27 protein-coding genes are annotated in these 25,901 nt (G+C 62.4%); 11 read left to right on the top strand and 16 right to left on the bottom strand.

All coding sequences use genetic code 11. From position 1 onward, the window contains the following. Nucleotides 1–185 precede the first annotated feature (185 nt). The 4 genes from lpxC (at nucleotide 186) to Q0908_RS00135 (ending at nucleotide 5,558) form a co-directional block, all read left to right on the top strand. Nucleotides 186–1,109: a UDP-3-O-acyl-N-acetylglucosamine deacetylase gene (lpxC, locus tag Q0908_RS00120; protein ID WP_299280226.1), complete on the top strand. Its 924-nt coding sequence runs from the start codon at nucleotides 186–188 to the stop codon at nucleotides 1,107–1,109. Between the two features lie 136 nt (nucleotides 1,110–1,245). Then, nucleotides 1,246–2,082, top strand: coding sequence for an outer membrane protein assembly factor BamD (locus Q0908_RS00125; RefSeq protein ID WP_299280229.1), 837 nt, complete (start codon nucleotides 1,246–1,248; stop codon nucleotides 2,080–2,082). Between the two features lie 39 nt (nucleotides 2,083–2,121). Continuing rightward, a complete protein-coding gene (gene recN, locus Q0908_RS00130) occupies nucleotides 2,122–3,774 on the top strand; it encodes a DNA repair protein RecN (RefSeq protein WP_299280233.1) in 1,653 nt (550 codons plus the stop codon). 95 nt (nucleotides 3,775–3,869) lie between these two features. Further along, nucleotides 3,870–5,558, top strand: coding sequence for a chloride channel protein (locus Q0908_RS00135; protein WP_299280236.1), 1,689 nt, complete (start codon nucleotides 3,870–3,872; stop codon nucleotides 5,556–5,558). Between the two features lie 59 nt (nucleotides 5,559–5,617). Here the strand turns inward: Q0908_RS00135 and Q0908_RS00140 are convergent, their stop codons facing one another. From Q0908_RS00140 to Q0908_RS00165, 6 genes are all read right to left on the bottom strand, one after another. Beyond that, a complete protein-coding gene (locus Q0908_RS00140) occupies nucleotides 5,618–5,962 on the bottom strand; it encodes a DUF427 domain-containing protein (RefSeq protein ID WP_299280239.1) in 345 nt (114 codons plus the stop codon). Nucleotides 5,963–6,034: 72 nt separating this feature from the next. Then, entirely contained in the window at nucleotides 6,035–7,825 is a 1,791-nt protein-coding gene (locus Q0908_RS00145) for an aminopeptidase P family protein (protein WP_299280243.1), read from the bottom strand. Between the two features lie 44 nt (nucleotides 7,826–7,869). Next, nucleotides 7,870–9,747: a cobaltochelatase subunit CobT gene (gene cobT, locus Q0908_RS00150; protein WP_299280246.1), complete on the bottom strand. Its 1,878-nt coding sequence runs from the start codon at nucleotides 9,745–9,747 to the stop codon at nucleotides 7,870–7,872. After that, on the bottom strand, nucleotides 9,747–10,133 hold the full coding sequence (locus tag Q0908_RS00155) for a hypothetical protein (RefSeq protein ID WP_299280249.1): 387 nt from the start codon (nucleotides 10,131–10,133) through the stop codon (nucleotides 9,747–9,749). Before Q0908_RS00155 ends, cobT begins: the two co-directional genes overlap by 1 nt. Further along, complete coding sequence (cobS, locus tag Q0908_RS00160; RefSeq protein WP_299280252.1) at nucleotides 10,130–11,116, bottom strand: cobaltochelatase subunit CobS; 987 nt, start codon at nucleotides 11,114–11,116, stop codon at nucleotides 10,130–10,132. Before cobS ends, Q0908_RS00155 begins: the two co-directional genes overlap by 4 nt. A gap of 236 nt (nucleotides 11,117–11,352) precedes the next feature. Then, on the bottom strand, nucleotides 11,353–11,979 hold the full coding sequence (locus Q0908_RS00165) for a J domain-containing protein (RefSeq protein ID WP_299280255.1): 627 nt from the start codon (nucleotides 11,977–11,979) through the stop codon (nucleotides 11,353–11,355). A gap of 76 nt (nucleotides 11,980–12,055) precedes the next feature. Between Q0908_RS00165 and Q0908_RS00170 the strand changes: the two genes are divergently transcribed. Further along, a complete protein-coding gene (locus Q0908_RS00170; RefSeq protein ID WP_299280258.1) occupies nucleotides 12,056–12,313 on the top strand; it encodes a BolA/IbaG family iron-sulfur metabolism protein in 258 nt (85 codons plus the stop codon). Here Q0908_RS00170 and Q0908_RS00175 read toward each other — a convergent pair. Both Q0908_RS00175 and Q0908_RS00180 read right to left on the bottom strand, forming a co-directional pair. Next, nucleotides 12,310–12,816, bottom strand: coding sequence for a DUF4177 domain-containing protein (locus Q0908_RS00175; protein ID WP_299280261.1), 507 nt, complete (start codon nucleotides 12,814–12,816; stop codon nucleotides 12,310–12,312). The two genes, Q0908_RS00170 and Q0908_RS00175, sit on opposite strands and share 4 nt — an antisense overlap. A 78-nt stretch (nucleotides 12,817–12,894) precedes the next feature. Then, entirely contained in the window at nucleotides 12,895–13,368 is a 474-nt protein-coding gene (locus Q0908_RS00180) for a thioesterase family protein (protein ID WP_299280264.1), read from the bottom strand. Nucleotides 13,369–13,443: 75 nt separating this feature from the next. On the opposite strand from Q0908_RS00180, the gene Q0908_RS00185 reads away from it, so the two are divergent. Continuing rightward, nucleotides 13,444–14,634 carry a class I SAM-dependent methyltransferase gene (locus Q0908_RS00185; RefSeq protein WP_299280267.1) on the top strand — a complete coding sequence of 397 codons (1,191 nt, stop codon included), beginning with the start codon at nucleotides 13,444–13,446 and terminating at the stop codon, nucleotides 14,632–14,634. Between the two features lie 32 nt (nucleotides 14,635–14,666). Here Q0908_RS00185 and gatB read toward each other — a convergent pair whose 3' ends face one another. Beyond that, nucleotides 14,667–16,178, bottom strand: a complete 1,512-nt coding sequence (gatB, locus tag Q0908_RS00190; protein WP_299280270.1) for an Asp-tRNA(Asn)/Glu-tRNA(Gln) amidotransferase subunit GatB — start codon at nucleotides 16,176–16,178, stop codon at nucleotides 14,667–14,669. Nucleotides 16,179–16,298: 120 nt separating this feature from the next. Between gatB and Q0908_RS00195 the strand changes: the two genes are divergently transcribed. Beyond that, nucleotides 16,299–16,784 (top strand): hypothetical protein, encoded by a 486-nt coding sequence (locus tag Q0908_RS00195; RefSeq protein ID WP_299280273.1) that lies wholly within the window; start codon nucleotides 16,299–16,301, stop codon nucleotides 16,782–16,784. Nucleotides 16,785–16,789: 5 nt separating this feature from the next. Here the strand turns inward: Q0908_RS00195 and Q0908_RS00200 are convergent, their stop codons facing one another. Next, nucleotides 16,790–17,341, bottom strand: coding sequence for a cysteine hydrolase family protein (locus tag Q0908_RS00200; RefSeq protein WP_299280276.1), 552 nt, complete (start codon nucleotides 17,339–17,341; stop codon nucleotides 16,790–16,792). A 60-nt stretch (nucleotides 17,342–17,401) separates the two neighbouring features. On the opposite strand from Q0908_RS00200, the gene Q0908_RS00205 reads away from it, so the two are divergent. Further along, the gene (locus tag Q0908_RS00205; RefSeq protein ID WP_299280279.1) at nucleotides 17,402–17,545 is read left to right on the top strand and encodes a hypothetical protein; all 144 of its coding nucleotides are present in this window, start codon (nucleotides 17,402–17,404) and stop codon (nucleotides 17,543–17,545) included. 244 nt (nucleotides 17,546–17,789) lie between these two features. Here Q0908_RS00205 and Q0908_RS00210 read toward each other — a convergent pair whose 3' ends face one another. Then, nucleotides 17,790–19,094 carry a hypothetical protein gene (locus tag Q0908_RS00210; RefSeq protein WP_299280282.1) on the bottom strand — a complete coding sequence of 435 codons (1,305 nt, stop codon included), beginning with the start codon at nucleotides 19,092–19,094 and terminating at the stop codon, nucleotides 17,790–17,792. A 229-nt stretch (nucleotides 19,095–19,323) separates the two neighbouring features. On the opposite strand from Q0908_RS00210, the gene Q0908_RS00215 reads away from it, so the two are divergent. After that, entirely contained in the window at nucleotides 19,324–19,992 is a 669-nt protein-coding gene (locus Q0908_RS00215) for a transglycosylase SLT domain-containing protein (RefSeq protein WP_299280285.1), read from the top strand. Between the two features lie 37 nt (nucleotides 19,993–20,029). Here the strand turns inward: Q0908_RS00215 and Q0908_RS00220 are convergent, their stop codons facing one another. From Q0908_RS00220 to pepN, 5 genes are read right to left on the bottom strand one after another with little or no spacing between them, the layout of a single operon-like run. Continuing rightward, nucleotides 20,030–20,866, bottom strand: coding sequence for an alpha/beta hydrolase (locus Q0908_RS00220; protein WP_299280288.1), 837 nt, complete (start codon nucleotides 20,864–20,866; stop codon nucleotides 20,030–20,032). 47 nt (nucleotides 20,867–20,913) lie between these two features. Continuing rightward, on the bottom strand, nucleotides 20,914–21,345 hold the full coding sequence (locus tag Q0908_RS00225) for a hypothetical protein (protein ID WP_299280291.1): 432 nt from the start codon (nucleotides 21,343–21,345) through the stop codon (nucleotides 20,914–20,916). Between the two features lie 5 nt (nucleotides 21,346–21,350). Next, complete coding sequence (locus tag Q0908_RS00230; protein WP_299280293.1) at nucleotides 21,351–22,088, bottom strand: SDR family oxidoreductase; 738 nt, start codon at nucleotides 22,086–22,088, stop codon at nucleotides 21,351–21,353. A 12-nt stretch (nucleotides 22,089–22,100) separates the two neighbouring features. Further along, nucleotides 22,101–22,649 carry a DUF1993 family protein gene (locus tag Q0908_RS00235; protein ID WP_299280295.1) on the bottom strand — a complete coding sequence of 183 codons (549 nt, stop codon included), beginning with the start codon at nucleotides 22,647–22,649 and terminating at the stop codon, nucleotides 22,101–22,103. 46 nt (nucleotides 22,650–22,695) lie between these two features. Continuing rightward, entirely contained in the window at nucleotides 22,696–25,239 is a 2,544-nt protein-coding gene (pepN, locus tag Q0908_RS00240; RefSeq protein WP_299280297.1) for an aminopeptidase N, read from the bottom strand. 104 nt (nucleotides 25,240–25,343) lie between these two features. Between pepN and Q0908_RS00245 the strand changes: the two genes are divergently transcribed. Both Q0908_RS00245 and Q0908_RS00250 read left to right on the top strand, forming a co-directional pair. After that, nucleotides 25,344–25,469 carry a hypothetical protein gene (locus Q0908_RS00245; RefSeq protein ID WP_299280299.1) on the top strand — a complete coding sequence of 42 codons (126 nt, stop codon included), beginning with the start codon at nucleotides 25,344–25,346 and terminating at the stop codon, nucleotides 25,467–25,469. 245 nt (nucleotides 25,470–25,714) lie between these two features. Continuing rightward, entirely contained in the window at nucleotides 25,715–25,852 is a 138-nt protein-coding gene (locus Q0908_RS00250) for a DUF2256 domain-containing protein (RefSeq protein WP_299280302.1), read from the top strand. Nucleotides 25,853–25,901 lie beyond the last annotated feature (49 nt).

Consider the following 25,901-nt stretch of genomic DNA (forward strand, 5'->3'; position numbering starts at 1 on the left):
ACAAATTGAAGGGTCGCCAAAAGGCGACCCTTTTTCTATTTTTAAACAAGGGCTTATATTTGCGTGCGCGTCATGCCGCCTCGATATGTTGCGCATGTTTCAGACCGTTGCAAAGATTGAGTTGAGTGTTTTGCTGCACCGCAATAACTGTCAATCAGTCAAGAAAATGCGAGCGGGTGGGACCAGTGCAGACGACAGTCAAAGGGCCAGTAAGTTTTACAGGGTGCGGTTTGCACTCCGGTAAACCTGTGCACCTGACGATCCGTCCGGCCACTGCAGAACACGGCATCTGGTTTCGTCGGACAGACGTTGAAACCGGCGACACGATGATCCCTGCACGCTACGACGTGGTCCGCCAGTCTCCGCTTTGCACAACGCTGGTGAATGATGCGGGCGTGTCCGTCGGCACGGTCGAACATATCATGGCAGCCCTCGCCGGGTGCGGCGTGCACAACGCATTGGTCGAATTGAATGGCCCCGAGGTTCCGATCCTTGACGGGTCGGCTGTGCCGTTTGTGCGTGGCATCATGCAACGCGGCTTGCGCCGGTTGAGCGCACCGATCCGGGCTATCGAAATTCTAAAATCCGTGACCGTGACGCAAGGCGACGCATCTGCGACCCTCGCGCCTACGGATGTGATGCGCATCGATTTCCACATTGATTTCGCGGACAGCGCCATTGGCCGTCAGTCCAAGTCGCTGAACATGTCCAATGGCAGTTTTGCGCGCGAGTTGAGCGACAGCCGCACCTTCTGCCGTCAGGACGATGTTGAGCGGATGCAGGCCAGCGGCCTTGCCTTGGGCGGTGCGCCCGGTGTGAACGCGGTTGTGTTCAACGGCGACCGCGTGTCGAGCCCCGGCGGTTTGCGCCATTCGGATGAACCCGTGCGCCACAAGATGCTGGATGCATTGGGAGATCTGGCGCTGGCCGGTACCCCGGTGATCGGTCATTATACCGGCGTTTGCGCGGGCCACACGATGACCAACCAGTTGTTGCGCAAGGTTTTTGCAACCCCGGGTGCATTTCGGATGGTGACCTGTTCGGACAAACAGGCGGCGATGCTGCCCGGTGCAGGCCTCGTCTGGGACGAGATTCCGGCAGTTGCCTAAACGAGGGCGAAAACGTCATTTTATCCTTGGTTATGTTTGTGGTACAGACAGGCAAACAGCCTGGAACAGGGCGATGTTGAGCGTTTCTTGGGGGTAGCAGGGTATGATCGGCGGTAAATCCTTTTTCCGATTCACGATGATCCTAGGGGTCACGGCAATGTTGTCCGCGTGCGGGGGCGGCAATGATCGCCCCACAACGGGCAGTTTCTTCAATCGTCAGGAGGTGCCGCTTGAAACCTTCGCCGCCGAACAGATCTTTGAGCGCGGCGAGTTCGAGCTGGAGCAGGGCAACCCGACCGAGGCGGCCTTTTATTTCTCCGAGATCGAACGGCTGTATCCCTATTCCGATTGGGCGCGCCGCGCGCTGGTGATGCAGGCCTTTGCCCATCATCGCGACAAGGATTACCCCAACAGCCGTTCCGCCGCACAGCGGTTCATCGATTTCTATCCCGATGACGATGACGCCGCCTATGCCCAGTATCTTCTGGCACTGTCCTATTACGATCAGATCGACGAAGTGGGCCGGGATCAGGGCCTGACCTTTCAGGCGCTTCAGTCCTTGCGTGAAGTGATAGAGCGCTATCCCGACAGCGAATATGCAAAATCCGCGATCCTGAAATTCGACCTCGCCTTTGACCATCTTGCTGGCAAGGAAATGGAGATTGGGCGCTATTACCTGCGCCGCGACAACTTCACTGCCGCCATTAACCGGTTCCGCGTGGTGGTCGAGGATTTCCAGACCACCAGCCACACGCCCGAGGCGCTGCACCGCTTGGTCGAAAGCTACCTGTCGCTTGGTCTCACGGACGAGGCGCAAACGGCTGGCGCGATCCTGGGCTATAACTACCAGTCGACGGAGTGGTACGAAGACAGCTTCAAGCTGCTGACCGGGCGGGGCCTGAAACCGCGCGTCCGCGGCGATGGTTGGCTGGCGCAGGTCTATCGTCAGACGGTCCAGGGGCGCTGGCTGTAAACAATGGGGCGGGTGTCTGCCACCTGATGGGCTGAACAGATGCTGCGCGGGCTAGATATCTCGGACATGTTGATCATTGACCGTCTGGAACTTGTGTTCCAGCCGGGCCTCAACGTGCTGACGGGCGAGACCGGAGCGGGAAAGTCTATCCTATTGGATTCGCTTGGGTTTGTGCTGGGATGGCGGGGCCGCGCCGAACTGGTCCGGCAGGGGGCCAAACAGGGCGAGGTGACGGCGTGGTTTGACCTACCTGACGATGGGCACCCGGCCCACGCTGTGCTGGAAGAGGCGGGTTTGCCCACCAGTGACGAGTTGATCCTGCGCCGCGTGAACACGGCTGATGGGCGCAAGACGGCTTGGGTCAATGACCGGCGCTGTTCGGGTGAGGTGCTGCGCGCCCTCAGCGAGACGTTGATTGAGTTGCACGGCCAGCATGACGATCGCGGCCTGCTGAACCCGCGCGGTCACCGCGCCATTCTGGACGACTTCGCAGGTCTTGAGGCCGCCCGGTCCCGCACCCGTCAGACATGGCGCTCGATGGGCGAGGCGAAGAAAGCCCTTGCCGCCGCCGAGGCCGAGATGGAGGCGATCCGCGCCGAAGAAGAGTTTTTGCGTCACGCGGTTGCCGAGTTGGATGCGCTGGATCCGCAAGCCGGGGAAGAGGCCGAACTCGACACCCGCCGCCGCATGATGCAACGGGCCGAGCGCATCCGCGAAGATGTCCAGCGCGCGCAACAGATTCTTGGGCAGGGTGGGGCAGAGGGGGCGCTGAGTGATGCCTTGCGCTGGCTTGACGGCGTGGCAGAACAGGCCGAGACCCAGCTTGACGCGCCGCTTGCGGCCTTGGGCCGCGCGATGGTCGAGGTGGATGAAGCCAGCGAGGGGATCGCCCGCGCGCTGGATCAGATGTCGTTCAATCCCAGTGAGTTGGAAGATGCGGAGGAGCGTCTGTTTGCAATCCGCGCCCTTGCGCGCAAACACGGTGTGTCCCCGGATGATCTGGCCGCCTTTGGCGATGGGTTGCGCACCAAGCTCGCGGCCCTTGATGCAGGTGACGCCGATCTGGGCCGCTTGCGGGCTGACCTGCGTAACGCTCAAGAGACCTATGATGCCGCCGCGCAGAGCCTGCACGAGGGTCGCGCCAAGTCCTCCAAGGCGCTGGACAAGGCGGTCATGGCCGAGCTTGCCCCGCTCAAGATGGAGCGGGCGGTGTTCGCCACGCAAATCTCCGATGACACACCCGGTCCCGATGGGCGCGACGCGGTGGCCTTTACCGTGGCCACCAACCCCGGCGCACCTGCGGGCGCGCTCAACAAGATCGCCTCGGGCGGTGAGCTCAGCCGCTTCTTGCTGGCGCTCAAAGTGTGCCTGACCCGCGAGCAGTCCGGGCTGACGATGATCTTTGACGAAATTGATCGCGGTGTCGGTGGGGCCACGGCGGACGCCGTGGGGCGGCGCCTCGCGGCGCTTGCGCAAGGCGGGCAGGTTCTGGTTGTCACGCATTCACCGCAAGTGGCCGCTCTTGGTGCGCATCACTGGCGCGTGGAAAAGCAGGTGGCCAAGGGCATGACCACATCGCGCGTGGTGCCACTGGCCGATCCTGACCGCATCGATGAAATCGCGCGCATGCTGGCGGGCGACACCATCACGGATGAGGCACGCGGGGCCGCACGCGCCTTGCTGAGTGGTTAGGGCAACGCCGAGGGCCGCGCGACAAAACGTGGGCTATCGCCGCCTTGGGACTTGTCCTAAGACGGACAGGTAAATGTCATTGCGATCTGCGCCCCATGTCCCCTTTTCAGCGCTCTATTCTGACCAAACAGCTTGACCTTGCGGTGACCGCATGTCGCGACGGCTGGCATGTGTTGCGCCATCGTGGGCCAAGCCAGATTCAGTTCTGGTTCATCGCCCTTGCCATCGGGATCGCCGCCGGATTTGCCGCGCTGTTTTTCCGCAAGGGGATCGAGGCCTTGCAGGCCTGGCTTTATGGGACGGAGGACGTGCAATACCTGCACAGCTTTGCCTCATCCCTGCCGTGGTATCTGATCCTGATCATTCCCATCATCGGCGGGCTGGTTGTGGGCTTGATCCTGCACAATTTTACGAGCGATGGGGTGGCCCGGTCCGTTGCGGACGTGATCGAGGGGGCCGCCTTGCGCGATGGGCGAGTCAGCACGAGGGCCGGGTTCGCCTCGGCCTGCGCGAGCTTTATCACGCTGTCCTCGGGCGGCTCCACGGGGCGGGAGGGGCCGGTGGTGCATATCGCGGCCGTGATCTCGACCAAGGTGTGCCGCTGGATCAAGGCCGACGGGATCACGGGCCGCGACCTGCTTGGCTGTGCGGTGGCGGCGGCGGTCTCGGCCAGCTTCAACGCGCCCATCGCGGGGGCATTGTTCGCGCTCGAGGTGGTGTTACGCCACTTTGCGGTCCACGCCTTTGCGCCCATCGTGATCGCGGCTGTGGCGGGGACAATCATCAACCGCCTCGAATTCGGGGACGTGACCGAGTTCATGCTGCCCGAAGCCAACGAATTGGTTTTTTATCAGGAATTGCCCGCCTTTCTGTTGCTCGGCCTGATGTGCGGGCTAGTGGCTGTGGTGCTGATGCGCGCGATCTTCTGGACGGATGATGTCGGCTCCGCCTTGCAAGCGCGCACGGGCCTGCCGCGCTGGCTGCGGCCCGCGATTGCGGGGGCGTTGCTGGGGGGGCTGGCGATCTTCTATCCCCACATTATCGGCGTCGGATATGAAACCACATCAATGGCGCTGACGGGCAAGCTGGCGCTGAACGAGGTGGTGGTGTTTGTGGTCCTCAAGACGGCAGCAGTGGCAATCACCATGGCAGGCCGTATGGGGGGCGGGGTGTTTTCCCCCTCGCTGATGATCGGGGCGCTGTCAGGGCTGGGCTTTGGCCTTGTGGCGACCAGCATTTTCCCCGAGGTGTCAGGATCGGTCACACTCTATGCGCTGGCAGGGATGGGCGCGGTTGCGGCGGCGGTTCTCGGTGCGCCGATATCGACCACCCTGATCGTGTTTGAGTTGACGGGGGACTGGCAGACCGGGCTTGCCGTGATGGTCGCAGTGTCCATGTCTACGGCGTTGTCGTCGCGGCTGGTGGACCGCAGTTTCTTCCTGACCCAGCTTGAGCGGCGCGGCGTGCATCTGGCGGCAGGGCCGCAGGCGTATTTGCTGGCGATGTTCCGGGTCAGCGGCGTGATGCGCAAGATGAATGACCCGCGTGCAGCGGATGAGACCGTGTGTTGGGAGATGATCGGCGAGGGCATCTATGTGGATGCGACTGCGACGCTCGAGGTAGCCCTGCCGATCTTCGATCGCACGATGGTCCGCTTTATCCCGGTGGTGACGCTGACAGGGCAGAACGCAGCGCCCGAATTGCGCGGCGCGTTGTTCCATGTGGATGCGCTCAAGGCATACAACCGGGCGCTGGCGGCCACAGCAGCCGAGGAACACAGCTAGGCCGGTGCGCGGTCTGTTTTGCTGACGCAAAAGGCACCCGCCCACCGACCCTTGCGTCGTCAGATCTGTTCGACCGCGATTCCGTCACCGGCGTAAAAGGCGAGGTGGTCCTTGATCCGCGCCACACCCTCTTTAGGGCTCTCATAGCTCCAGACCTTGTTTTCCAGCGTTTGGGATTTCGTTACGACAGAGAAATACGTGGCATCCCCTTTGTGCGGGCAATGCGTGGTCTTGTCGGTCCGGTCCAGAAAGGCCATCGCGATATCGTCGCGCGGGAAATAGATCACAAAGGGATAGTCCCCCTCGGTCAGTTCAAGCGCCTGAGTGCTTTCGCCCAGAACGGCCCCGCCCGCGCGCACAGTCCATGTGCCGGGTGCTTTGCGGATCGTGATATGATCAGCCATGAGGTCTCCTTTTCGAGCATTTGTGATGTGATGACGCGCAGGTGTATCAGAGGAATGCCGGTGCGACCAGAGCTAGAGCGGTGCACAGGCCTGTTCCAGCCACGCGCGCGCCTGATCCGAGACGCGGGGACCGATTTTCTCAAGCGTTTCAGCGTGATAGGCGTTAAGCCATTGGCGCGAGGGCCCATCCAGCATCTCGGCCACGATCAGGCGGCGGTCGATCGGCGCAAAGGTCAGGGTGCGCCAGCTCAGCATGTCGCGGTGCGCATCTCCGTCTGCCGGTGGCGTGGCCTTTTGCGCGACAATCAGGTTCTCGATCCGAATGCCAAACGCCCCCTCGCGGTAATAGCCCGGTTCGTTGGACAGGATCATGCCGGGTTGCAGTGGCACGGCGCTGACGCGGCTGAGCCTTTGGGGGCCTTCGTGCACGGACAGGTAGGTCCCAACGCCGTGCCCCAACCCATGGTCAAAGTCCTGATGCGCATACCACAGCGGCGCGCGCCCGATGGCCTCGATATCGCGGCCCGCCAGTCCTTTGGGCCAGCTCAGCCGCGACATGGCGATCATGCCCATCAGCACGCGGGTGAAGGCGGTGTGCGCCTCTTCGGGTGGCGTTCCGATGGGGATCGTCCGGGTAATGTCGGTGGTGCCGTCGAGGTATTGACCGCCGCTGTCGAGCACAATCAGGTGGCCGTCCTCAAGCAGGCTGTCCGTCTCTTCGGTCACGCGGTAATGCATGATCGCGCCGTTGGGGCCGGTGCCGGCAATGGTCTCGAAACTGATGTCCTGCAGCGCGTTGTCGCGGCGGCGGTAGGTTTCAAGCTGGGTAACGACTTGCGTTTCGCGCACGCTGCCCGGGTCTTGCGCGTCAAGCCAGCATAACAGTTCGACAACGGCCGCCCCGTCGCGCAGATGTGCCTCGGCGCTGCCCGCGATTTCGGCGTCGTTCTTGCAGGCCTTGGGCAGCGCGCAAGGATCATCACCCCATTGGACCCGGTCCCCTACCGCGTCCGCTACGGCGATGGGCACCGAGGATTTGTCGAGCAGGACCGGTCCGTCAAGCCCGGCCACATGATCCAGAAACGCCTCTGGGGGATGAGAGGTCACGTCCGCCCCAAGATGGTCGCGCACATTGTCCAGCTTGGACGGGTCCATGAACAGATCCACCGCACCCGAAGCGTGCAGAACAGCGAACCCTTGGGCAATCGGATTGCGCGGGATGTCGGCACCGCGAATGTTGAGCAGCCAGCACAGGCTGTCAGGCAAGGTGATCACTGCTGCGGCCAAGGCGCCCTTGGTCAATTCCCACGCAAGGTGGGCACGCTTGTCGCCATGGCTTTCACCGGCAAATTCAATCGGATGGACCTTGGCCGGTTCCGCCGCCGGGGCAGGCTGATCAGCCCAGATGCGATCGACCAGATTCCCGACCTGCACCAAATCTACCCCGGACCCTTCAAGGGTCCGCCGCGCCTGTTCCATCTGGCTCGGCGTGTGAAGCCATGGGTCAAAGCCGACGCGGCCCCCGTGGGGCAATTGATCCCGCAACCAGTCCGCCAATGACGTTTCAGGCCAGGGCACGGGGGTGAAGTCGGGTGCGACCTGCGCCTTGACCTGCGTGCGATAGCGCCCATCGATGAAGACGCCTGCGATGTCTTCCAGAACCGCACAAAACCCGGCTGAGCCGGTGAAGCCTGTCAGCCACGCCAACCGCTCATCGCGGGCCGAGACATATTCACCCTGATGCGCATCCGCGCGCGGTACCAGAAAACCATCCAGCCCCTCGGTGGCCATGACCTCACGCAACATGGCCAGACGGGGCGGACCCTGTTCAGGGCGGGCAGTGACCTCAAAGCTCTGAAACATGATCCACCTTCATCTTGCCAAATATCTGCCCCGTAGGGTCGGGTTCAACCGGCGCGCCGCATCCCCATCACGCGCGCCCGTGCTCGCGGATCGCTGTCAAACAGGGCCGCCAATTGTTCGGTCATCGCCCCGGCGAGTTGCTCCACATCTGTGATCGTCACCGCGCGGTCGTAATAGCGGGTCACATCGTGGCCAATTCCGATGGCAAGCAGCTCGACCGCCTTCTTGCGCTCTACCATGGCGATCACGTCGCGCAGATGTTTCTCAAGATAATTGGCGGGGTTCACCGACAGCGTGCTGTCATCCACCGGTGCCCCGTCCGAAATTACCATCAGGATCTTGCGCGCCTCGGGGCGGCTCATCATGCGGCGATGCGCCCATTCCAGCGCCTCGCCGTCGATGTTTTCCTTGAGCAGACCCTCTTTCATCATCAGTCCCAGATTGGGGCGCGCGCGGCGCCACGGCGCATCGGCGGACTTGTAGATGATGTGGCGCAGATCATTCAGGCGACCGGGTTGGGCGGGGCGCCCTTCGTTCAGCCATGCCTCGCGGGCCAGGCCCCCTTTCCACGCGCGGGTGGTAAAGCCGAGGATCTCGACCTTCACGTTGCAGCGCTCCAGCGTGCGGGCCAGAACATCCGCACAGATCGCGGCAATCGAGATCGGGCGTCCCCGCATCGAGCCGGAATTGTCGAGCAACAGCGTCACGCAGGTATCGCGGAACTCGGTATCCTTTTCGACCTTGAAGGACAGGGGCGTGGTCGGGTTTGCCACGATGCGCGCCAAGCGGCCGGCATCGAGCGTTCCTTCCTCCAGATCGAACTCCCAACTGCGGTTTTGTTGGGCCTGCAAGCGGCGCTGCAACTTGTTGGCCAGACGGCTCACCGCTCCTTTCAGCGGCTCAAGCTGTTGGTCGAGATAGGCGCGCAGGCGTTCCAGCTCGATGGGCTCGGCGAGATCTTCGGCAGAGATCTCTTCATCGTGGGTATCAAGGTAGACGCGGTAATCCGGATCGGCCTCGGACACAGGCTGTGGGGCCGGGGGTTCAAGCGGGGCCTCGCCATCGGGCATCTCCGCCTCTTCGCCCATTTCCTGATCGGCCATGTCGTCCATGGAGACTTGCGCCTGGCTCGCATCCTGTTGTTCTTCCTGCGAACTTTCGGGCGTGCCTTCGGCCTCTTCGTCGTCCTGATCGTCCTGGCCGGTGCTGTCGGGCTCCTGATCCTCTTCGGACCCTTCCTCGGCCTCGTCTTCTTGATCCTCGTCGATCTGATCGGGGTCATCGCCCAATTGATCGCCATAGCCAAGGTCAGTGATCACCTGCCGAGCGAATTTTGCGAAGGCGGCCTGATCGTCGAGAATGTCATCAATGCGGTCGAGCGTGCCACCCGCCTGATCCTCAATGAATCCGCGCCACAGCTCCATCGCGTTCTGCGCGCCACCGGGCAGGTCGCGGCCCGTTGCAAGGTGGCGCACAAGATAGCCCGCAGCCGCCGCCAAAGGCACGTCGCTGGCCTGTTTGACCTGCTCATAGCCGCGGCGCATCGCGTCATGGCTGATCTTGGCATCGATATTTCCCGCCGTGCCCGGCATGTCGCGCGCGCCCATCGCCTCGCAGCGCGCCGTTTCCATCGCCTCGTAAAGATCACGCGCCATCTCGCCTTGCGGAGAGTATCGCGAATGGGTCTGCCCGTTGTGATAGCGGCGGTGGAGCGCCAGCGCATCCGCCGTTCCGCGCGCCAGCATCACCTCGTCGCGGGTCATGCGGCGCGACACCTGCGGCAGACGCATCGCATCGCCCGACACGCCCGAAGGGTCGACCGAATAGCTGACGTTCAACTCAGGATCATTGGCCATGACCTTGGTGGCCTCGGCCAGCGCCTTTTTGAACGGATCGGCGGGGTTGTCGTTTTGCGTGCTCATCAGTCAGCCCCTTCCAAAATACCGGCAGACGCGAGGTCGGCACGGAGCCGTTCGCAGGCCAGCGTCGCCTCAACTGTTGCGTCCCATGCCGGACCTTCCATGGCGCCGCCATTGGACAGCAATGCATCGGCGCGACGGTCCCAGTCCTTCGCCCCCTGTGCGCGGGCCGCCATGGCCAACGCGGGGTCGGTGATGTGGGGCAGGATGGCATCAAATTGCGCCTCGGTCGCCACTTTGATCACCTCCACATCGCCGTACACACTGGCCGCTTGCGCGTAAGCATCAGCTTGGCCGACGCAATTGGCAAATTCCAGCGCGGTTTGCGCGATGTCCGCAACGGCGGGTGTCGCACTCAACGCGCACACAGCCACCGCGGCCCGCATCATCCCAGGCTCACGCTGGCCGCTGATTCCGGCAATTCTTCGTCAAACAGGCGTTGGTAGAATTCGGCCACGGTTTGCCGCTCCAACTCGTCGCATTTGTTCAGGAATGACAGGCGGAAAGCATAGCCGACATTGCGGAAAATTTCAGCGTTTTGCGCCCACGCGATCACGGTCCGTGGCGACATCACCGTGGACAGATCCCCGTTCATGAACGCCGTCCGCGTGAGGTCGGCGACGGTCACCATCTGCTTGACCGTCTTGCGCCCTTCGGCAGTGTTGTAATGCGGGTTTTTGGACAGCACGATGGCCGTTTCGGCATCAATACTCAGGTAGTTCAGCGTGGCGACCAGCGACCAGCGGTCCATCTGACCTTGGTTGATCTGTTGGGTGCCGTGGTAAAGGCCCGTGGTATCCCCAAGGCCCACTGTGTTCGCGGTCGCGAAGATGCGGAAATAGGGGTGGGGTTCGATCACCTCGTTCTGATCCAGCAGGGTCAGCTTGCCGTCCACTTCCAGCACGCGCTGGATGACGAACATCACATCCGCCCGGCCCGCATCGTATTCATCGAACACGATGGCGGTTGGATTGCGCAAGGCCCAGGGCAGGATACCTTCTTGAAAATCAGTGACTTGCTTGCCGTCTTTCAACTTGATCGCGTCCTTGCCGATCAGGTCGATGCGCGAAATGTGACTGTCGAGGTTTACACGAACCGCAGGCCAGTTGAGGCGCGCGGCGACCTGTTCGATATGGGTCGATTTGCCCGTGCCGTGATAGCCCTGGATCATCACACGGCGGTTGTGCGAAAACCCGGCCAGAATGGCCAGCGTCGTGTCAGGATCGAACTTGTAGGTGCTGTCGATGTCGGGCACGCGGTCCGAGCTTTCGGCAAAGCCCTTGACGACCATGTCACTATCAATGCCAAAGACCTCACGGACCGAAATCTCTTCGCTTGGTTTTGCATTGATATCCATCGCGCCGTCGGCCATCTCGACTATCCCTTTGAAAAACGTAAAAGCGCGCCCGTGACAGGCGCGCCCGTGGTGGTGCAACATAACGCGGCCAAGGGCAAGGGGAAGGGGAAAATCACCTCTGCAACAATGCGTGTTTCCGCGCGACCGCGCGGGCGCTCAGGCGCGGCACGATCATGTTTTCAACGGGCTGGCGGCGCACCAGTCCAGTTGAGAAAAACGCTATGCCAGTCGGGCACAGCGACTCCGCGCCGCTACTTGAAATTCCGGCTGTCCTTGATCTGATCCCAGGCCCAAACGACCTCTTGCAGCTGTTCTTCCTGGCTGCGGTCGCCGCCGTTCATGTCCGGGTGCAGCACTTTGATAAGGGCCTTGTAGGCTTTGCGCACCTCGGCCTTGGTTGTGCATTGGGCGGCGTCCAGAATTTCAACAGCGCGCTTTTCGGTGGGGGGTAGTTTGCGCCCGCCGCCGGGTTTGTTGCGGCCCGGATTTTGGGTCGAGTTGTTGCCGAGCACCTGATGGGGGTCCTCGATGCCCAAACGGGCCCATGCGCGCGCCTCGGGGTCAGTCATGGGTTTGGTCGCGCGTTCCCACACCTTGTCCTTGGACTGTTGGGCATTGATTTCGGCCTCGGTCGTGCCGTCAAAGAAATTCCATTTCAGATTATATTCGCGCACATGCTGCTGGCAGAACCAGAAAAAGTCATCCAGCACATCGGGCGCTTTGGGCGCGCGGAACTTGCCCGCTTCTTCGCAACCATCATGGTCGCACTGGCGCACAGAGGTCTCGGACGCCCCGGACATCCCACGCCGTCCACGCGGATTTTTCTTTTTCGCCGACGAGACGGACATGTCAAAACCAAAGGGATCAGATTTGCGCATCAGGGAGGTCCTTTCCGACTCGAGGACAGGAGTTTAGACTTGTGGGGTGAGAGTGGAAGGGGGGGCAGGGAAAAAAATGTCAGTTCGGCAGGAAATAGAAGATCGGTTACGCGCGTCGTTTGAGTTGCGCGAGGTCGAGGTTGTGGATGACAGCGCGTCCCATGCGGGTCATGCCGGGGCACCGGCGGCGGGAGAAAGTCACTTTAACGTCATGCTGCGCACATCTGAATTTGCAGGGAAATCCCGAATCGCACGGCACCGTGCGGTTCATGCAGCCCTTGGCCCCGACCTGATTGGTCGTATCCACGCGCTTGCCCTCGATCTGGGCGATTAGCTGTCGGTTTTTTCGCCGTCGGCGGTGCCGCGCTGTGTCGCGAGGTTCTTGAGCGACGTGGTCATGCCCGCAACCTCGCTGGTTTCTTCCACGCCGTTGTCGGGCAGCATGTCGGTGGCCCCTTTTCCGGGCGTGAATGTGTCGTCTGATTTGGCCTCTGACCCGTCGGGTTCCGCTGCGGTGGCGTCATCGTCGCTGTCCGCCGCCTCGGGCACCTCGACGAGGGCGGGTGCGGGCAGCAATTCGGGTTCGAAATCGTCCATCGGGTCGGCGACTGCACGGCGGAACACCATGACATTGCGCCACTCGGTCGTCGATCCGGTCAGGCCCGAGCGCTCGACGGAAGGCAGGGTTTCGGCGCGCTGAAATTCCCAGCCCTCGCCGCCCATTTCGTTCATCAGAAGTTCAAGCGCATTGGCAAAGCGCCCCTCGGGCCCTTTGACGCCTTTGCCCTTGACCCCTTTGGTGGGGGCGGGCACGACTTTGTATTCCCAACCGGACATGCTTGACCTCTTGTGTCGGATGCGTGTCGCAGGCGTATAGCGACACGGGCGCGCCGTGAAAAGGGGTATGCACCGCGTTCAGCGCCGCTTGATCCCGATGCTGGCCCCCGCCCGCTCGGGGCGGGGCAGTGTGGCGTGCGCGCTTGCAAGTGCGCCCACCTTTGCCAGCACATCGTCGGGCATCGGGGCAACACGCGGCCCTGATTGATCGACATGCAGTGTCATCGCCTCGCCGCAGGCGGCAAGCCAGCCGTCCGCGTGGTGGATTTCCTGATAGGAATGGAAGCGTTTGGCATCATAATCAACGAGTTGGAAGGTCACGAATACCGGATCGTTCACGTGCAACTCGCGCACATAGCTCAGGTGGAATTCCGCCGTGTAGGTCGTGCATCCGGTCCGCTCGAGATAGTCGGGCCCGAACCCCATCAGCGGATAGACCTGATCGGCGCCTTCATCAAAAAGCACGTTGTAATAAGCCATGTTCAGATGCCCGTTATAGTCGATCCATTCGGGTTTCACGGTCATCTGTTCGGATCGAAAGGGGGCGGTCATGGGCGGCTCACAGCATTGCAGTTTTGTCGAGCCTAGGGCAGAGCAGGAGGCAAGACCACCCATCCCGGAGCGGATATGACCACTGACGATGTGCAGGCCCAGTACGAGGCCTATCCCTACCCTGAGCGCAAGCCGACGGACGAGCGCAAGCGGTTGATCACCGGCTCGCCGTCGCTGCCGGTCGAGATGGATCATTGGTTATGGGGCGGGGCGCGGGACTGGTCGGTACCCTTGCGCGCGCTGGTGGCTGGTGGGGGCACCGGCGATGCGCTGATCCAGCTTGCCCAGATGCTGAGCGATGCGGGCCGCCCTTACGACATCACCTATCTGGACATGTCCGTGGCGTCCCGCGGCATTGCCGAAAAACGTGCAGCGGTGCGCAGACTGGGCGGCATCACCTTTGTCACTGGATCACTGCTGGGCGCGAGGGATTACGGGCCCTTCGACTATATCGACTGCTGCGGCGTGCTGCACCATCTGCCCGACCCGCAGGCCGGGTTTGATGCGCTTGCGGGGGCGCTGGCCCCTGACGGGGGAATGGGTTTGATGGTCTACGCGCCTCATGGCCGGTCCGGCGTCTATCCGTTGCAGGCCGCCTTCGGGCAGTTGTTTCAGGGGCTTGAGCCGCGCAAAAGGCTCAAGCGCGCCAAGACGATCTTTGCCGCATTGCCCGAGGCGCACCCGCTCAAGCGGAACCTGCGCGTGGTGGACCATCAACAGGGGGATGCGGGGTTTTATGATCTGTTGCTGCACAGCTCCGACGTGCCGTTTTCGATCACCAATCTGATGGGCGCGCTCGACGCTGCGGGGCTGGAATTTTCCGGCACGCCGCAGCCGATGCTCTACGATCCCGACCCACTGGTGGGGGAGATGGCGGAGATGGATGCGGTCACGCGGATGCAACTGGCCGAAAACCTACGCGGCACGTTCAAGACCCATGTGATCTATGCGCGCCCCAAAGGGGAGGTGATCGCGCCGCCCTTTGGTCAGCCCGAGGCGGTCCCGCATCTGCGCGATGTGTCGGGGGCGCAGCTGGCGCAGCATGTGGCCGAGACGGGACGGATCACGGTAGACACGGCGGGCGAGGCATTCGTGTTCGAAGTCCGTCGCGCCGCGGCCTCCGCGATCGTGCTGGTCGACGGGCGGCGCAGCCTTGCGCAGATCGACGCGGCATCGGGGCTGGAAGGGTTCGAACAGGTGTGGTCACAGATCGAGGCCGCGCTGTGCGCCTCGGGCATGATGCACTATTCGCGCTTGCTGGTCTGACTGGTGAGGTGGGCAATAGCGCCCGCCTCACGTCAGCCGTTCAGCTTTTTCGCGACCAACTCGTTGACGGCCTTGGGGTTGGCCTTGCCCCCTGTCGCCTTCATCACCTGACCGACGAACCAGCCCGCGAGCTTGGGGTTTTCCCGCGCCTTTTCGACCTGCGCCGGGTTGGCGGCGATGATCTCGTCCACTGCCGCCTCGATCGCTCCGGTATCGGTCACCTGTTTCATGCCGCGCGCCTCGACGATGTCGGCAGGGTCGCCACCTTCGGTATAGACGATCTCGAACAGGTCCTTGGCGATCTTGCCCGAGATGTCACCCTTGGCGATCAGATCCACGATGCCGCCCAATTGAGCTGGAGACACAGGGCTGTCGGTGATGTCGCGGTCGTCTTTCTTTAGGCGGCCGAACAACTCGTTGATTACCCAGTTTGCGGCCTGTTTGCCGTCGCGCCCTTGCGCCACGTCTTCAAAGAAGGCGGCGGTGTCGACCTCGGCGGTCAGCACGGAGGCGTCGTAATCCGTCAGCCCGAAATCACCCATGAACCGGGCCTTTTTGGCGTCGGGCAGTTCGGGCAGGCTGGCGGCAATCTCGTCCACCCAGGCCTGTTCGATTTCAAGTGGCAACAGGTCGGGGTCGGGGAAATAGCGATAATCATGCGCCTCTTCCTTGGAGCGCATGGATCGCGTTTCACCCTTGTCGGGATCGTAAAGCCGGGTTTCCTGTTCGACCTTGCCACCGCCTTCGACGATGGCGATCTGGCGGCGCGCTTCGACCTCGATGGCTTGCTGGATAAAGCGCATGGAGTTCATGTTCTTGATCTCGCACCGCGTGCCAAGATGAGAAAAATCCTGCGTTTCCTGATACCTCTCGTAGGCACCGGGCAGGCAGATCGACACGTTCACATCCGCGCGCATCGCGCCCGACTGCATGTCGCCGTTGCAGGTGCCCAGATAGCGCACGATTTGGCGCAGCTTGGTCAGGAACGCTGCCGCCTCTTCGGGGCCGCGGATATCGGGGCGGGACACGATCTCCATCAAGGCCACGCCGGTGCGGTTGAGATCGACAAAGGACATGTTGGGGTCCATGTCGTGAATGGATTTGCCCGCGTCCTGCTCTATGTGGATGCGCTCGATCCGCACTAGACGTGCCACGCCTGCGCCCATTTCGACAAGCACTTCGCCTTCGCCCACGATGGGGTGGTAAAGCTGGGAAATCTGATAGCCCTGCGGCAGGTCGGGATAAAAGTAATTCTTGCGGTCAAAGGCCGAGTTCAGGTTGATCGCGGCCTTGAGGCCCAGCCCCGTGCGCACGGCTTGTTCGACGCAATATTCGTTGATGACGGGCAACATGCCGGGCATGGCCGCATCCACGAAGGCGACATTGGCGTTGGGTTCGGCCCCGAACTGGGTCGAGGCGCCCGAAAACAGCTTGGCGTTGGAGGCGATCTGGGCGTGGACCTCCATCCCGATCACGAGTTCCCAGTCGTGTTTCGCCCCGGCAATGGTTTTGACTTTGGGGGTGTCGTAAGTGAGGTCCAGCATGGTCTCGTCCCGTGTGATCGCGCCGCTTTGCGGTCGGGATAGATCAGGGCGTGATGCGCTGCAAGAGGGCGCGACGATTGCACACCTTTAGCGACCTGCAATTTGTGGCAGACTATAGCGATGCAGATTGACGAAATCACGACACCCGACGGCAGCCTGATCGCAGATTACGCAAGGCGTGTCGGGTACTATACCGATTGCTTTGAAACGCCTGTGGCCGCGCCGGTGTCGTTGCCTGATTTCATCACCGCCTTCTACACCCAACCCCTGTTCCGGGCCGAACGGGTGGTGCTGCGCCTGCTGGCGCGCGCACCCAGCTCGGATGCAGAGGTGGCGGCACTTGCGAGCGGGCGAGGCGAGACATTCGCGGTCTGGCGGGTCGAGGCGCGCCGGGACGACCAGATCTTGCTAGCCGAGCGGTCGGGGCGGACGATGTCCTGGCTGCAGGCCACGCCCGACGCCTTGCGGTTCGGGTCTGTCGTGGTGCCGGTGCCCGGACGGGGTGGTGCGCCCACGCTTGGCCCTGTGTTCCAGAGCCTGATGGGCGCGCACAAGGTCTACTCCCGCGCACTGCTATCAGGGGCGGTGCGCAGGGGCGCGCGGTGAGGCGCTTACAGATCATCGGACGTGGCCACCACGCTGCCAAAGCTGGATGACAGTGGTGCCATGATCGCGGCGTGTACCTGTTCGGCAAGCACATCGACCCCGTTATAGGCCACATTGGCGGCGGCGCAGGCGTCTTCGACCACGGTGACATTGAAGCCCATGCCAGAGGCCGCGCGCGCCGTGCCGTTCACGCACATCTGGCTCATCGCGCCGCACAGGGTCACATCCGTGATCCCCTGATCGCGCAGCCGGGCCTCAAGGTCGGTGCCGTAGAAGGCACTGGGCCGGGTCTTGCCGATGATCGGCTCGCCGTCCAGCGGCGCGACTTTCGGGTGAGTGTCTGCCCCTTCGGTGCCGGGGTGAAAGAACGGAGCCGCGTCCGAGGCCATCACGTGACGGATGTGAAACAGGGGCGCGCCCTTGGCGCGCGCATCGGCCAGCAGGGCAGCGGCATTGTCAGTGGCCGGGTTCGTGTTGGGCAGCGCCATCTTGGGCTCGGGGAAGTCGGGAAAGTAATCGTTCTGGAGGTCGATGAGGATCAGGGCTGATTTGGTCATGCGTTGTCTCCTTTGTCCTCTCTATTTCGTATCCATAGCGCTGCTTTACGGTTGGCGTATGTGACAAGTTCTGTGCCAAATCCGCCAAAATTTGCCTTGATCGCCTATGAGGGCGCGCAGATGTCAGCGGTACTGGGGCTGGCGGACCTGTTCGACGTGGCCAACCGCATGGCGGCAGAGGCGGGCGGGGCGCGGATCGCCTAGGAGGTTCTGCACGATGTGCCGACGGGCAGCAGCCGGGCTGATGATGCGGCCACCGGATAGGGCCCGCGCCGTTATGTGCAGGGCTTGCGGGTGGAAAAGGCCAAGGGCCTGCTGGAACGAACCACGGCCTCGGTTGCCGAGATTTGCTGGCCGTCGGATATCAGGACGTCTCCGCATTTTCGCAGCTGGTCAAGTCGGTGTCGGCGTTGAGCGCGCGCACCTATCGGCAGCGCTTTCGGATCGGCTAGCCTGGCCGCATCTCGGCCCCTTTGTCGGTGAAGATCACGCGGTTGCCCGCGCGGAGCTCGCGGCGAAACACGTTCGCCAGATAGCGCAAGGCGTCCGAATACCCCGACGCGGCAAAGGTATCCGCGCAGCGCACCCGCAGCGCGTTGTCAAAACCGCGTGCGGCGTGGGCCCACAACATCGGATGCAATTCGGTCAGGTGATCGCGCACGATCCAGATCGCCGCCTCGGCGATCTGGGCACGCACATAGTCGGTCTCATCCTGCCCGGTGGGCATGGAACCCATCGTGTTGGCGCAATAGGCGGCCAGCAGGTTCACCGTGTACTGATCAGGCGCATGGCGCAGGATATCGTGCAGCCCATCAACAAAGAATGCGATGTCGATGCGCAGGCACGCCTCCGCATCGACCGAGATCGCGTCGAGCATCATCCACGTATACCCACCCGCACCCCAGATATCATGGGTCCGGCCAGCCACGCGCCGTGCTTCCAGCTCGAGCCGGTCATAATCGCCGTGCCAACGCGGCAGCAATTGCGCGCCAAAGGTCCGGAACGCCTGTGCGTTCTTGGGATCAAGGTCGATCCAGGTTTCATATTGGGTGACGAGGTGGCGCACCGCCCCGCCGCGGCCTGATGACAGCGCGCAGGCCGTGGCCGCCAGCAGGGGCGATCCGGCAATGCAATCGGCGTGGTCCTTCACGATGTCGGCGGCCCGATCAAAATGGGCCGAAAACGCCTCGCGGTTACGCAGCGGCACCTCGATATCCCAGCCCGTGCCGCGCCACGCCCAACCAATGTCCATATGGGCCTGTGCCACGATGGCCGACAGGATCGGATTGGTGGAGTCTTCAGCCAGGACCTGTTCAAGTGCTTCGATCCCGGCCAACAAAGGCGCGCCCGGTGTGGGCCGCCCGGACAGTAGCGCATGTTCGGCAGCACCGACCACGTCGGCGCGCGCGCCATAGGCCATCAGCTCGGCCACGGGTTTGCCGCCGGGGGTTTTGCGCCGCGCGCTGTCGGCTTGGGCGATCTCTTCCGTCAGCCGCGCCCAGTCTTCGGAGCGCGCAAGTTTCTGCCCGCGCGCCTGATGGGCGTCACGGGTGCGTTCTTCGGCTGTCGGGTCAGGGCAAGGGATCGAGAGGGCATCATCCAGAACGGCCGCAACCTGTGCCTTGGGCGCTTTGCGACGGGACTGCCGGACATGTTGCAGAACGCCATCATGAGCCATGTCCAGACGCGTGAGCGAAAATCGATCACGTATGTGTACCAAGGATCCCAAAATGCGCTCTGCAAATGCCATCATCAACCATCCTACTGTTTACTCCTCCTGAGTGCGCGCAAATTGGGTCACAATTCGGGCGGGGTGGCGTCAAGTTCACGGAGTTTCGGCGGTCCAGATGTGCACATTCCCGCGCAGGTTTTGACAATAATCGTCATGCGTGCTGATTGTCGCTGATGGGGCGTCAAATGGGCGAAAAGGTGCGCGCTGCGTGCTGGACAGGGGCCTGTGCGGCCCAACATACTGCGCGCCCATGAGATATGTTGCCATCCTCGCCGCGCTTTGCGCATGTTTTGCTGTGTTTGCGCCGCCTGTGCAGGCGCAGGATGCCCCGTTTGACGGGCTGCGTCCGCCCGCCCGTGAGGGCAACGTGCCCCGCACCCGGTGGGCCCATCAACCTGGTCATGTCTTGTGGAATCGCGCCGCCAATTCGGCCCTCAAGACCCACGGTCGCCCGCTGGTCGACCTGGTTCCGGCAGATATTGAAACCTGGTGCCCGCGCTATGAAACGGCATCGGATCGGGATCGGCGTGCTTTCTGGATCGGGTTTCTTTCAGCCCTCGCCAAATATGAGAGCACGTACAAACCCCGCGCGGTGGGTGGCGGCGGCAAGTGGTACGGTCTGTTGCAAATCCTGCCCGCTACGGCGCGCGGATATGACTGCAATGTGGGCACAGGCGAAGCCCTCAAAAACGGTGCCGCAAACCTGAGTTGTGCAGTGCGCATCATGGCCGTCACCGTGCCGCGTGATGGTGTGATCTATGGCCCCGGGGGGCGCGGGGTTGCGGCGGATTGGGGCCCGATGCGGTCCAAGGCGAAGCGTGCCGATATGGCCGGGTGGTTGCGCCGCCAGACCTATTGCGCCCCGATCAATGCGGTGCGCCCCCAATCGCGCCCGCGGGTGCTGGTCGCTTCGGACTGAGGCGGATAATTTATAAATTTAACAATGAGTTAGGGTATTAATCTGCGATCTGATCTTTGATCGTATCCCATATCTCGGGATAGGTGAGCAGCAGCAGATGCCCGTGCCCTTCGATCAGTTCCAGGGTCGCGCCCGGCAGGGTGTCGGTGAACCGTTTCGTGGCTCTCGGAGGAAAGACGGGATCAACCGCGCCGTGATAATAGGTCAGCGTCGCCCCATCTGCCGTCTCTGGATCGGGGTTGGTCCACCGCCTGAGCGCGCGGGTGTGGCGTCGTCCCAGCCCTTCCTCTGGCAGGGTGATCCGGTCGTCATTGGCCGCAACCAAGGCGTCAGCGGCCTGGGACGTTGTGGGGCTGACATCGGCGTCCGGGCCATAGGCGAGCCTGCGATAATAGGCGAGCCAGACCTTACGCGGGTTGAGGCTGCCCGTGCGGGCGGCGGCGGCCACTGTGCCGCCTGCGCCGCGCACCCCGGCAAGGATGGGCTGGGGCGCAGGCAACGCCGAGGATATGGCATGCACATACACATCCGTATTGGGGCTGGTCTGCCGGATGCGCTTGGCCGCCTCCAGCGCGATGACAGCTCCTGTCGAATGCCCGACCAGGTCAATCCGCGTCAGCGCATGCTCGCGGGTCAGCCTTGCGATGCGGGTTGCGGCCTTGTCGATCACCACCCACTCTTCAGCGGGCCGTCCGTCAAAGCCGGGCAGGCGGTAATAGGCCACCGCCCGGGTCTTGGTTGCCAGTGTTTCAAGCGGGGCCAGTACCCGAATGGAGGTGAACGCGCCGGGCACCCCGATCACGGCATGGTTGGCGGTCTCAAACGCACCTGGTGCAAAGGTCAGCGGATCGGTCGTGTTGAACTGCTCGGGCACGCCGCACCCTGCGCCCCAAAGGAGGGCGGCAAAGAGGACGGCGCGCCTCATCCCAGAAGAGAGAAATGGTGGCGTTGCACGTCGATGGCGCGCGCTTTCAACGCCGCCTCGAATGTGTCTGAGGGGGGCGTAGCCTCAAGCGGGATGCGGACCTTGCGCCCGGAAGTCAGTACCGCGCTCGCCCGTACCGAAAAGTCGAGCCGTGTGTCGAGCCGGATATGGCTGATCTTGTCCCAGATGATGTCGCCGGTTTGTCGTCCGGCAAACCAGCGCAAGCCCTCGCTTTCCAGCGACAGGCCAGCCCGTCGCCCCGAAAACAGGTCATAAAGGGCCGGAGCCGTGGTCAGCGCGATCAGCGCCATCAGCCAGAAGGCTGCGTCAAACAGCGCAATGGCCAGCAGGATCGCGCCCCACACCCCCACCACCGTCGTCAGCGTGCGCCAATTGCGCCCTGTGGTCTCGTATCGATAGGGCGTCATGCCGCCTAGCGCCCGCCGGTCACATCAAGGGTGGAGCCTGTGACATAGCTCGCCTGATCGGAGGCCAGCCACAGGATGGCGCGCGCGACCTCTTCGGCGGAGCCTTCGCGTTTCATCGGCACCATGTGGGCAAGACGCTGTGCGCGGCCCGGCTCGCCCCCCTTGGCGTGGATCTCCGTGTCGATCAGCCCGGGGCGCACCGACATGACGCGGATCCCTTGGGCGGCGACTTCGTCCGACAGCCCCTTGGTGAAGGTGTCGATGGCAGCCTTGGAGGCGGCGTAGTCGATGTATTGATTGGCCGATCCCAGCCTTGCGGCGGCGGAAGAGACGTTGATGATGGCACCGCCCGTGTCCTGCATCCGCAGTACGCCCTCTTTGGCGATGAGCATGGCCCCGATGACGTTCACATTCATCATCTGGCTGAGCCGGGTGTGGTCCATTTCGGTCAGCTTGGCCGATTGGGCCACGATGCCTGCATTGTTGATCAGCGTGTCGAGCCGTCCGAACGTGTCGTCGAGCGTTTTGAAGATGGCCGCGATATCGTCAGGGTTCGAGACGTCCCCTTGGGCAAGCACGACCTTGGCCCCTGCGGCCTCGGCGTCGGCCTGGACAGCCTTGGCCCCATCGGTGTCACTGCGATAGTTCAGCACCAGATCATAGTCTGGTGCGGCCAGTCGGGCACAGGCAGCCCCGATCCCGGCGGAGGCTCCGGTGATGAGGCAGACGGGGCGTTGGGTCATGGGTAGGGGCCTTTAGTTGAGTGTCAGGGCAGGGGTGTAGACATGAAAGCCGTCAAGGTCGCCCTTGCCAATCTGCACCCCGGCCATGCGCAGGGTCGCGTAGGCAAGGGTGAGGTGGAAATGGGCGTTGGGCAACGCATAAAGCAGGGCGTAGTCGCGGCCTGATTGCGTCAGCGTCGCCTCGCCGGCTGTATGTGTGATGTGTCGGGTGTCGCTGTCGGCAAGATCCGCCTCCATGATCGTGTCGAGCAGATAGCCCATGTCATGAGCGAGTGCCGTGATCAGGCCAGGATCGCTGTCAAAAGGCAGATCGGGGGCGGCGTCACCGCGCAAGGGCAGCACCGTACGCGCGACATAGCCCAGAGCGACGCAGAAATGCTCACCGGCGGTGAAGCTGTCGGGAGTGAGCCGGGCCGTGAGCGGTTCGGGGCTGTCGAGGCAGCCCAGAAGATGCGGCACGGTTTTGGTGAGCCGTTTGAGAGGCGGCACGATTGCTGCGTAGAGCATCATGGGTGTTTCGCCTGCGGCGGGCGGGTCGAGGGGGCCAGCCCCCTCGCGCATGCGCGCTCACCCCCGCGGTATTTCGGGTCAAAAGAAGGGGAAGGCCTCATGCTTCGCGGATCCGGGTGATCATTTCGGTGGTGTCGCGGCTGAGGTTGGGGGTGCTGGCGATCCGGTCGAGTTCCTTGCCGATCATCGACTGGCGGATTGCGTCGTAGCGTCGCCATGTCTGGAACGCCGCACACATCCGCGCGGTGGTTTGCGGATTGACCGGGTCAAGCTGGATCAGCCAGTCGGCCAGAAGTGTGTAGCCCGACCCGTCCTTGGCGTGGAAACCTGCGTGGTGTCCTGCCAGTGCGCCGAGTGTGGCGCGGAAACGGTTGGGGTTTTTCCAGTTGAAATCGGCGTGCCCGGTCAGCGCCTTGGCGGTGTCAGCCGCATCGTCGGGTTTGGCCTCCATCACCTGCAGGCCGAACCATTTGTCCATCACCAGCCGGTCATCTTTCCACTGCGCCTCGAATGTGGCCAGTGCTGCGTCGCCCCGGCCCGCACGGATCAGGTTGGCCAGCGCGGCAAGTTGCTGGGTCATGTTATCGGCTGCGTCATATTGTGTTTGTGCGGTGTCCCCACCGTCTTGACGGGTGATCAGCGACAGCATGGCGTTGCCCAATGTGCGCTTGCCCGCTTGCGCGGCGTCGGGGCGGTAGGGGGCGGTGACCTGCTGTGCTGTGTAAAGATCGGCGAGGTCGTCGCGCATCTGATCCGATAGTGCTTGTTTGAGGTTGGTGACCGCCGTCCAGATGGTGTCGGGGTCAGGGATGTGCCCGTCGCGGTGCAGATCGGCGGCAAGTTCGGATTGCCCCGGCAGGCCCAGCATCAACGCCCGGTAAGCCGGATCGAGACTGTCATCGCTCAGCACCTTGGCAATACCGTCGAGCCAGGCGCTGTCGGGCACTGTCCCTTTGGTCAGCGTGTTCATCAGCGAGGTGCGGGCGAGGTTGCGCGCGGCCTCCCACCGTGTGAACGGGTCCGTGTCATGGGCCAGCAGAAAGGCGTGATCGGCACCGTGATCCAGCACGATGGGGGCCGAGAAGCCGCGCAGGATCGAGGGGACCGGTTTGGCTGCCTGCCCGGGAAATGAAAACGTCTGGCTGGCCTCGGTCAGTTCAAGGATCTGCGTGCCCATCGCTTCGGACCCGTCGGGGGCCAGCAGGCCGACGGCCAGCGGGATCACCTGAGGTTGCGGATCGGCAGTGGTTGCTGAGGGAGGTGTCGATTGCGCGAAGGTGAGGGTGTAGGTGTTGTCCTCGTAGCTTTCGGAGACGGCGACGCGTGGTGTGCCGGCTTGTGAATACCACCGTTTGAATTGCGTGAGGTCGCGCCCCGTGGCGTCAGTGAATACGGCCAGCCAGTCCTCAATGGTGCAGGCCTGACCGTCGTGGCGGTCGAAGTAGAGATCAAGCGCCTTGGCATAGGCATCATCCCCCACAAGCGTTTTGAGCATGCGGATGACCTCGGCCCCTTTTTCATAGACAGTGGCGGTGTAGAAGTTGTTGATTTCCTGAAAGCTTTCGGGTCGGACTGGGTGCGCGAGGGGCCCCTGATCCTCTGGGAATTGGCGACCCCGCAGGTCGATCACGTCCGAAATCCGCTTGACTGGCTCTGAGCGCATATCGGCAGTGAACTGGCTGTCGCGGAACACGGTCAGCCCTTCCTTGAGGCACAGCTGGAACCAGTCGCGGCAGGTGATCCGGTTGCCGGTCCAGTTGTGGAAGTATTCATGGGCGATGATCGCCTCGATCCGCTCGAAATTCATGTCCGTCGAGGTTTCGGGGCTGGCAAGCACGGCGGAAGCGTTGAAGATATTGAGCCCTTTGTTTTCCATCGCGCCCATGTTGAAGTCGTCCACGGCCACGATGTTGAACACATCCAGATCATAGGCGCGCCCATAAACTTCTTCGTCCCATGTCATCGACGCCTTCAGTGCCTCCATACCGAAGGCGCATTTGCCCTCATCTCCGGGGCGCACATAGAGGGCGAGGTCCACATGCCGCCCCTCGGACGTGGTGAACGTATCGCGGTGCGCGACGAGTTCTCCGGCGACAAGTGCGAACAGATAGGCGGGTTTGGGCCAGGGGTCGTGCCATTCGGCCCAGCCATCCCCCGCGGCGACCGGGTTGCCATTGGACAGCAATGTTGCGTGGGGGCCGTTGATGCGCACCGTAAAGGTGGACATGACATCGGGGCGGTCGGGATAAAAGGTGATCTTGCGAAACCCCTCGGCTTCGCATTGGGTGCAGTACATCCCGTTGGATTGGTAGAGCCCCTCAAGGGCCGTATTGGCGGCCGGGTCGATCTGGACCTCAGCCTCCCACAGGAACGGCATGTTGGGAACATCGCAGGTCAGCCCCTCTGCCGTGAGGGTCGGGGTCACGGATTCTCCGTCGATTCTGGCAGAGATCAGCGAGAGGTTCTCGCCATGTAGGAAAAACGTGCTGTCCGTCGCATCCGGATTGGGCGCAAAGCGGATGCGCGAGGTGACCCGGGTCGCCGAGGGGGCCAGATCAAAGGTCAGATGTACCTCTTCGACGGTGAAGCCGAACGGGGTGTAATCGGCGAGGTAAATCGTCTGAGGGGCCGCATCGCGCATCAAGTATTGCCTTTTCATGGAACCAAACGGGATGGCGCGAAGTTAAGCTCATGATGCGGGGGCTTCAAGGTCACCCGCTGCCGCGTTTAACGGAAGGATACACCATGTCAGCGTCCGACACAGAGATTGAGAAGCAAGCAGTGAGCCATCGCCCATCGTTGCTGGGCATTGGCGTCGCCGTTGTTGCGGTTGCGTTTGTGCTGATCGGCATTTCGACGTTCGGCAATTGAGGTGGGCAGGATGAAGCGACAAGCAGTGAAGGTGTGACCGCGCCCACCATCATCGACTGATACGAGTAAGTGAGACCGCACACCTTAGGCGCTATAGATAGAATGATTGGCGATATTGTTGTCGCCTTGAGTTGACTGACCCGATGTTGCCTTGATTTGGCGGTATCGGGTTTTTGCATGGTATCGTCCGGATGGGGCGTGCAGGGTTGGTGCGACACCCAAGAGAGGCTGGAGATTTGGGGAGGATGCGCAAGACATCAGAGTTGCCACAAAAGATGTGCCCCGTATGTAACCGCCCGTTCACGTGGCGCAAGAAGTGGGAAAAGGTCTGGGCCGAGGTCAAATATTGTTCCGAGCGATGCCGCCGTGCCTCCAAGACCTAAAAAGAGACCGATCCGAAGAACCTTCGCACTCTTTGGTAAAATTATATGA

It is taken from the genome of uncultured Tateyamaria sp. (assembly GCF_947494755.1).
In the GTDB taxonomy this organism is placed as follows: domain Bacteria; phylum Pseudomonadota; class Alphaproteobacteria; order Rhodobacterales; family Rhodobacteraceae; genus Tateyamaria.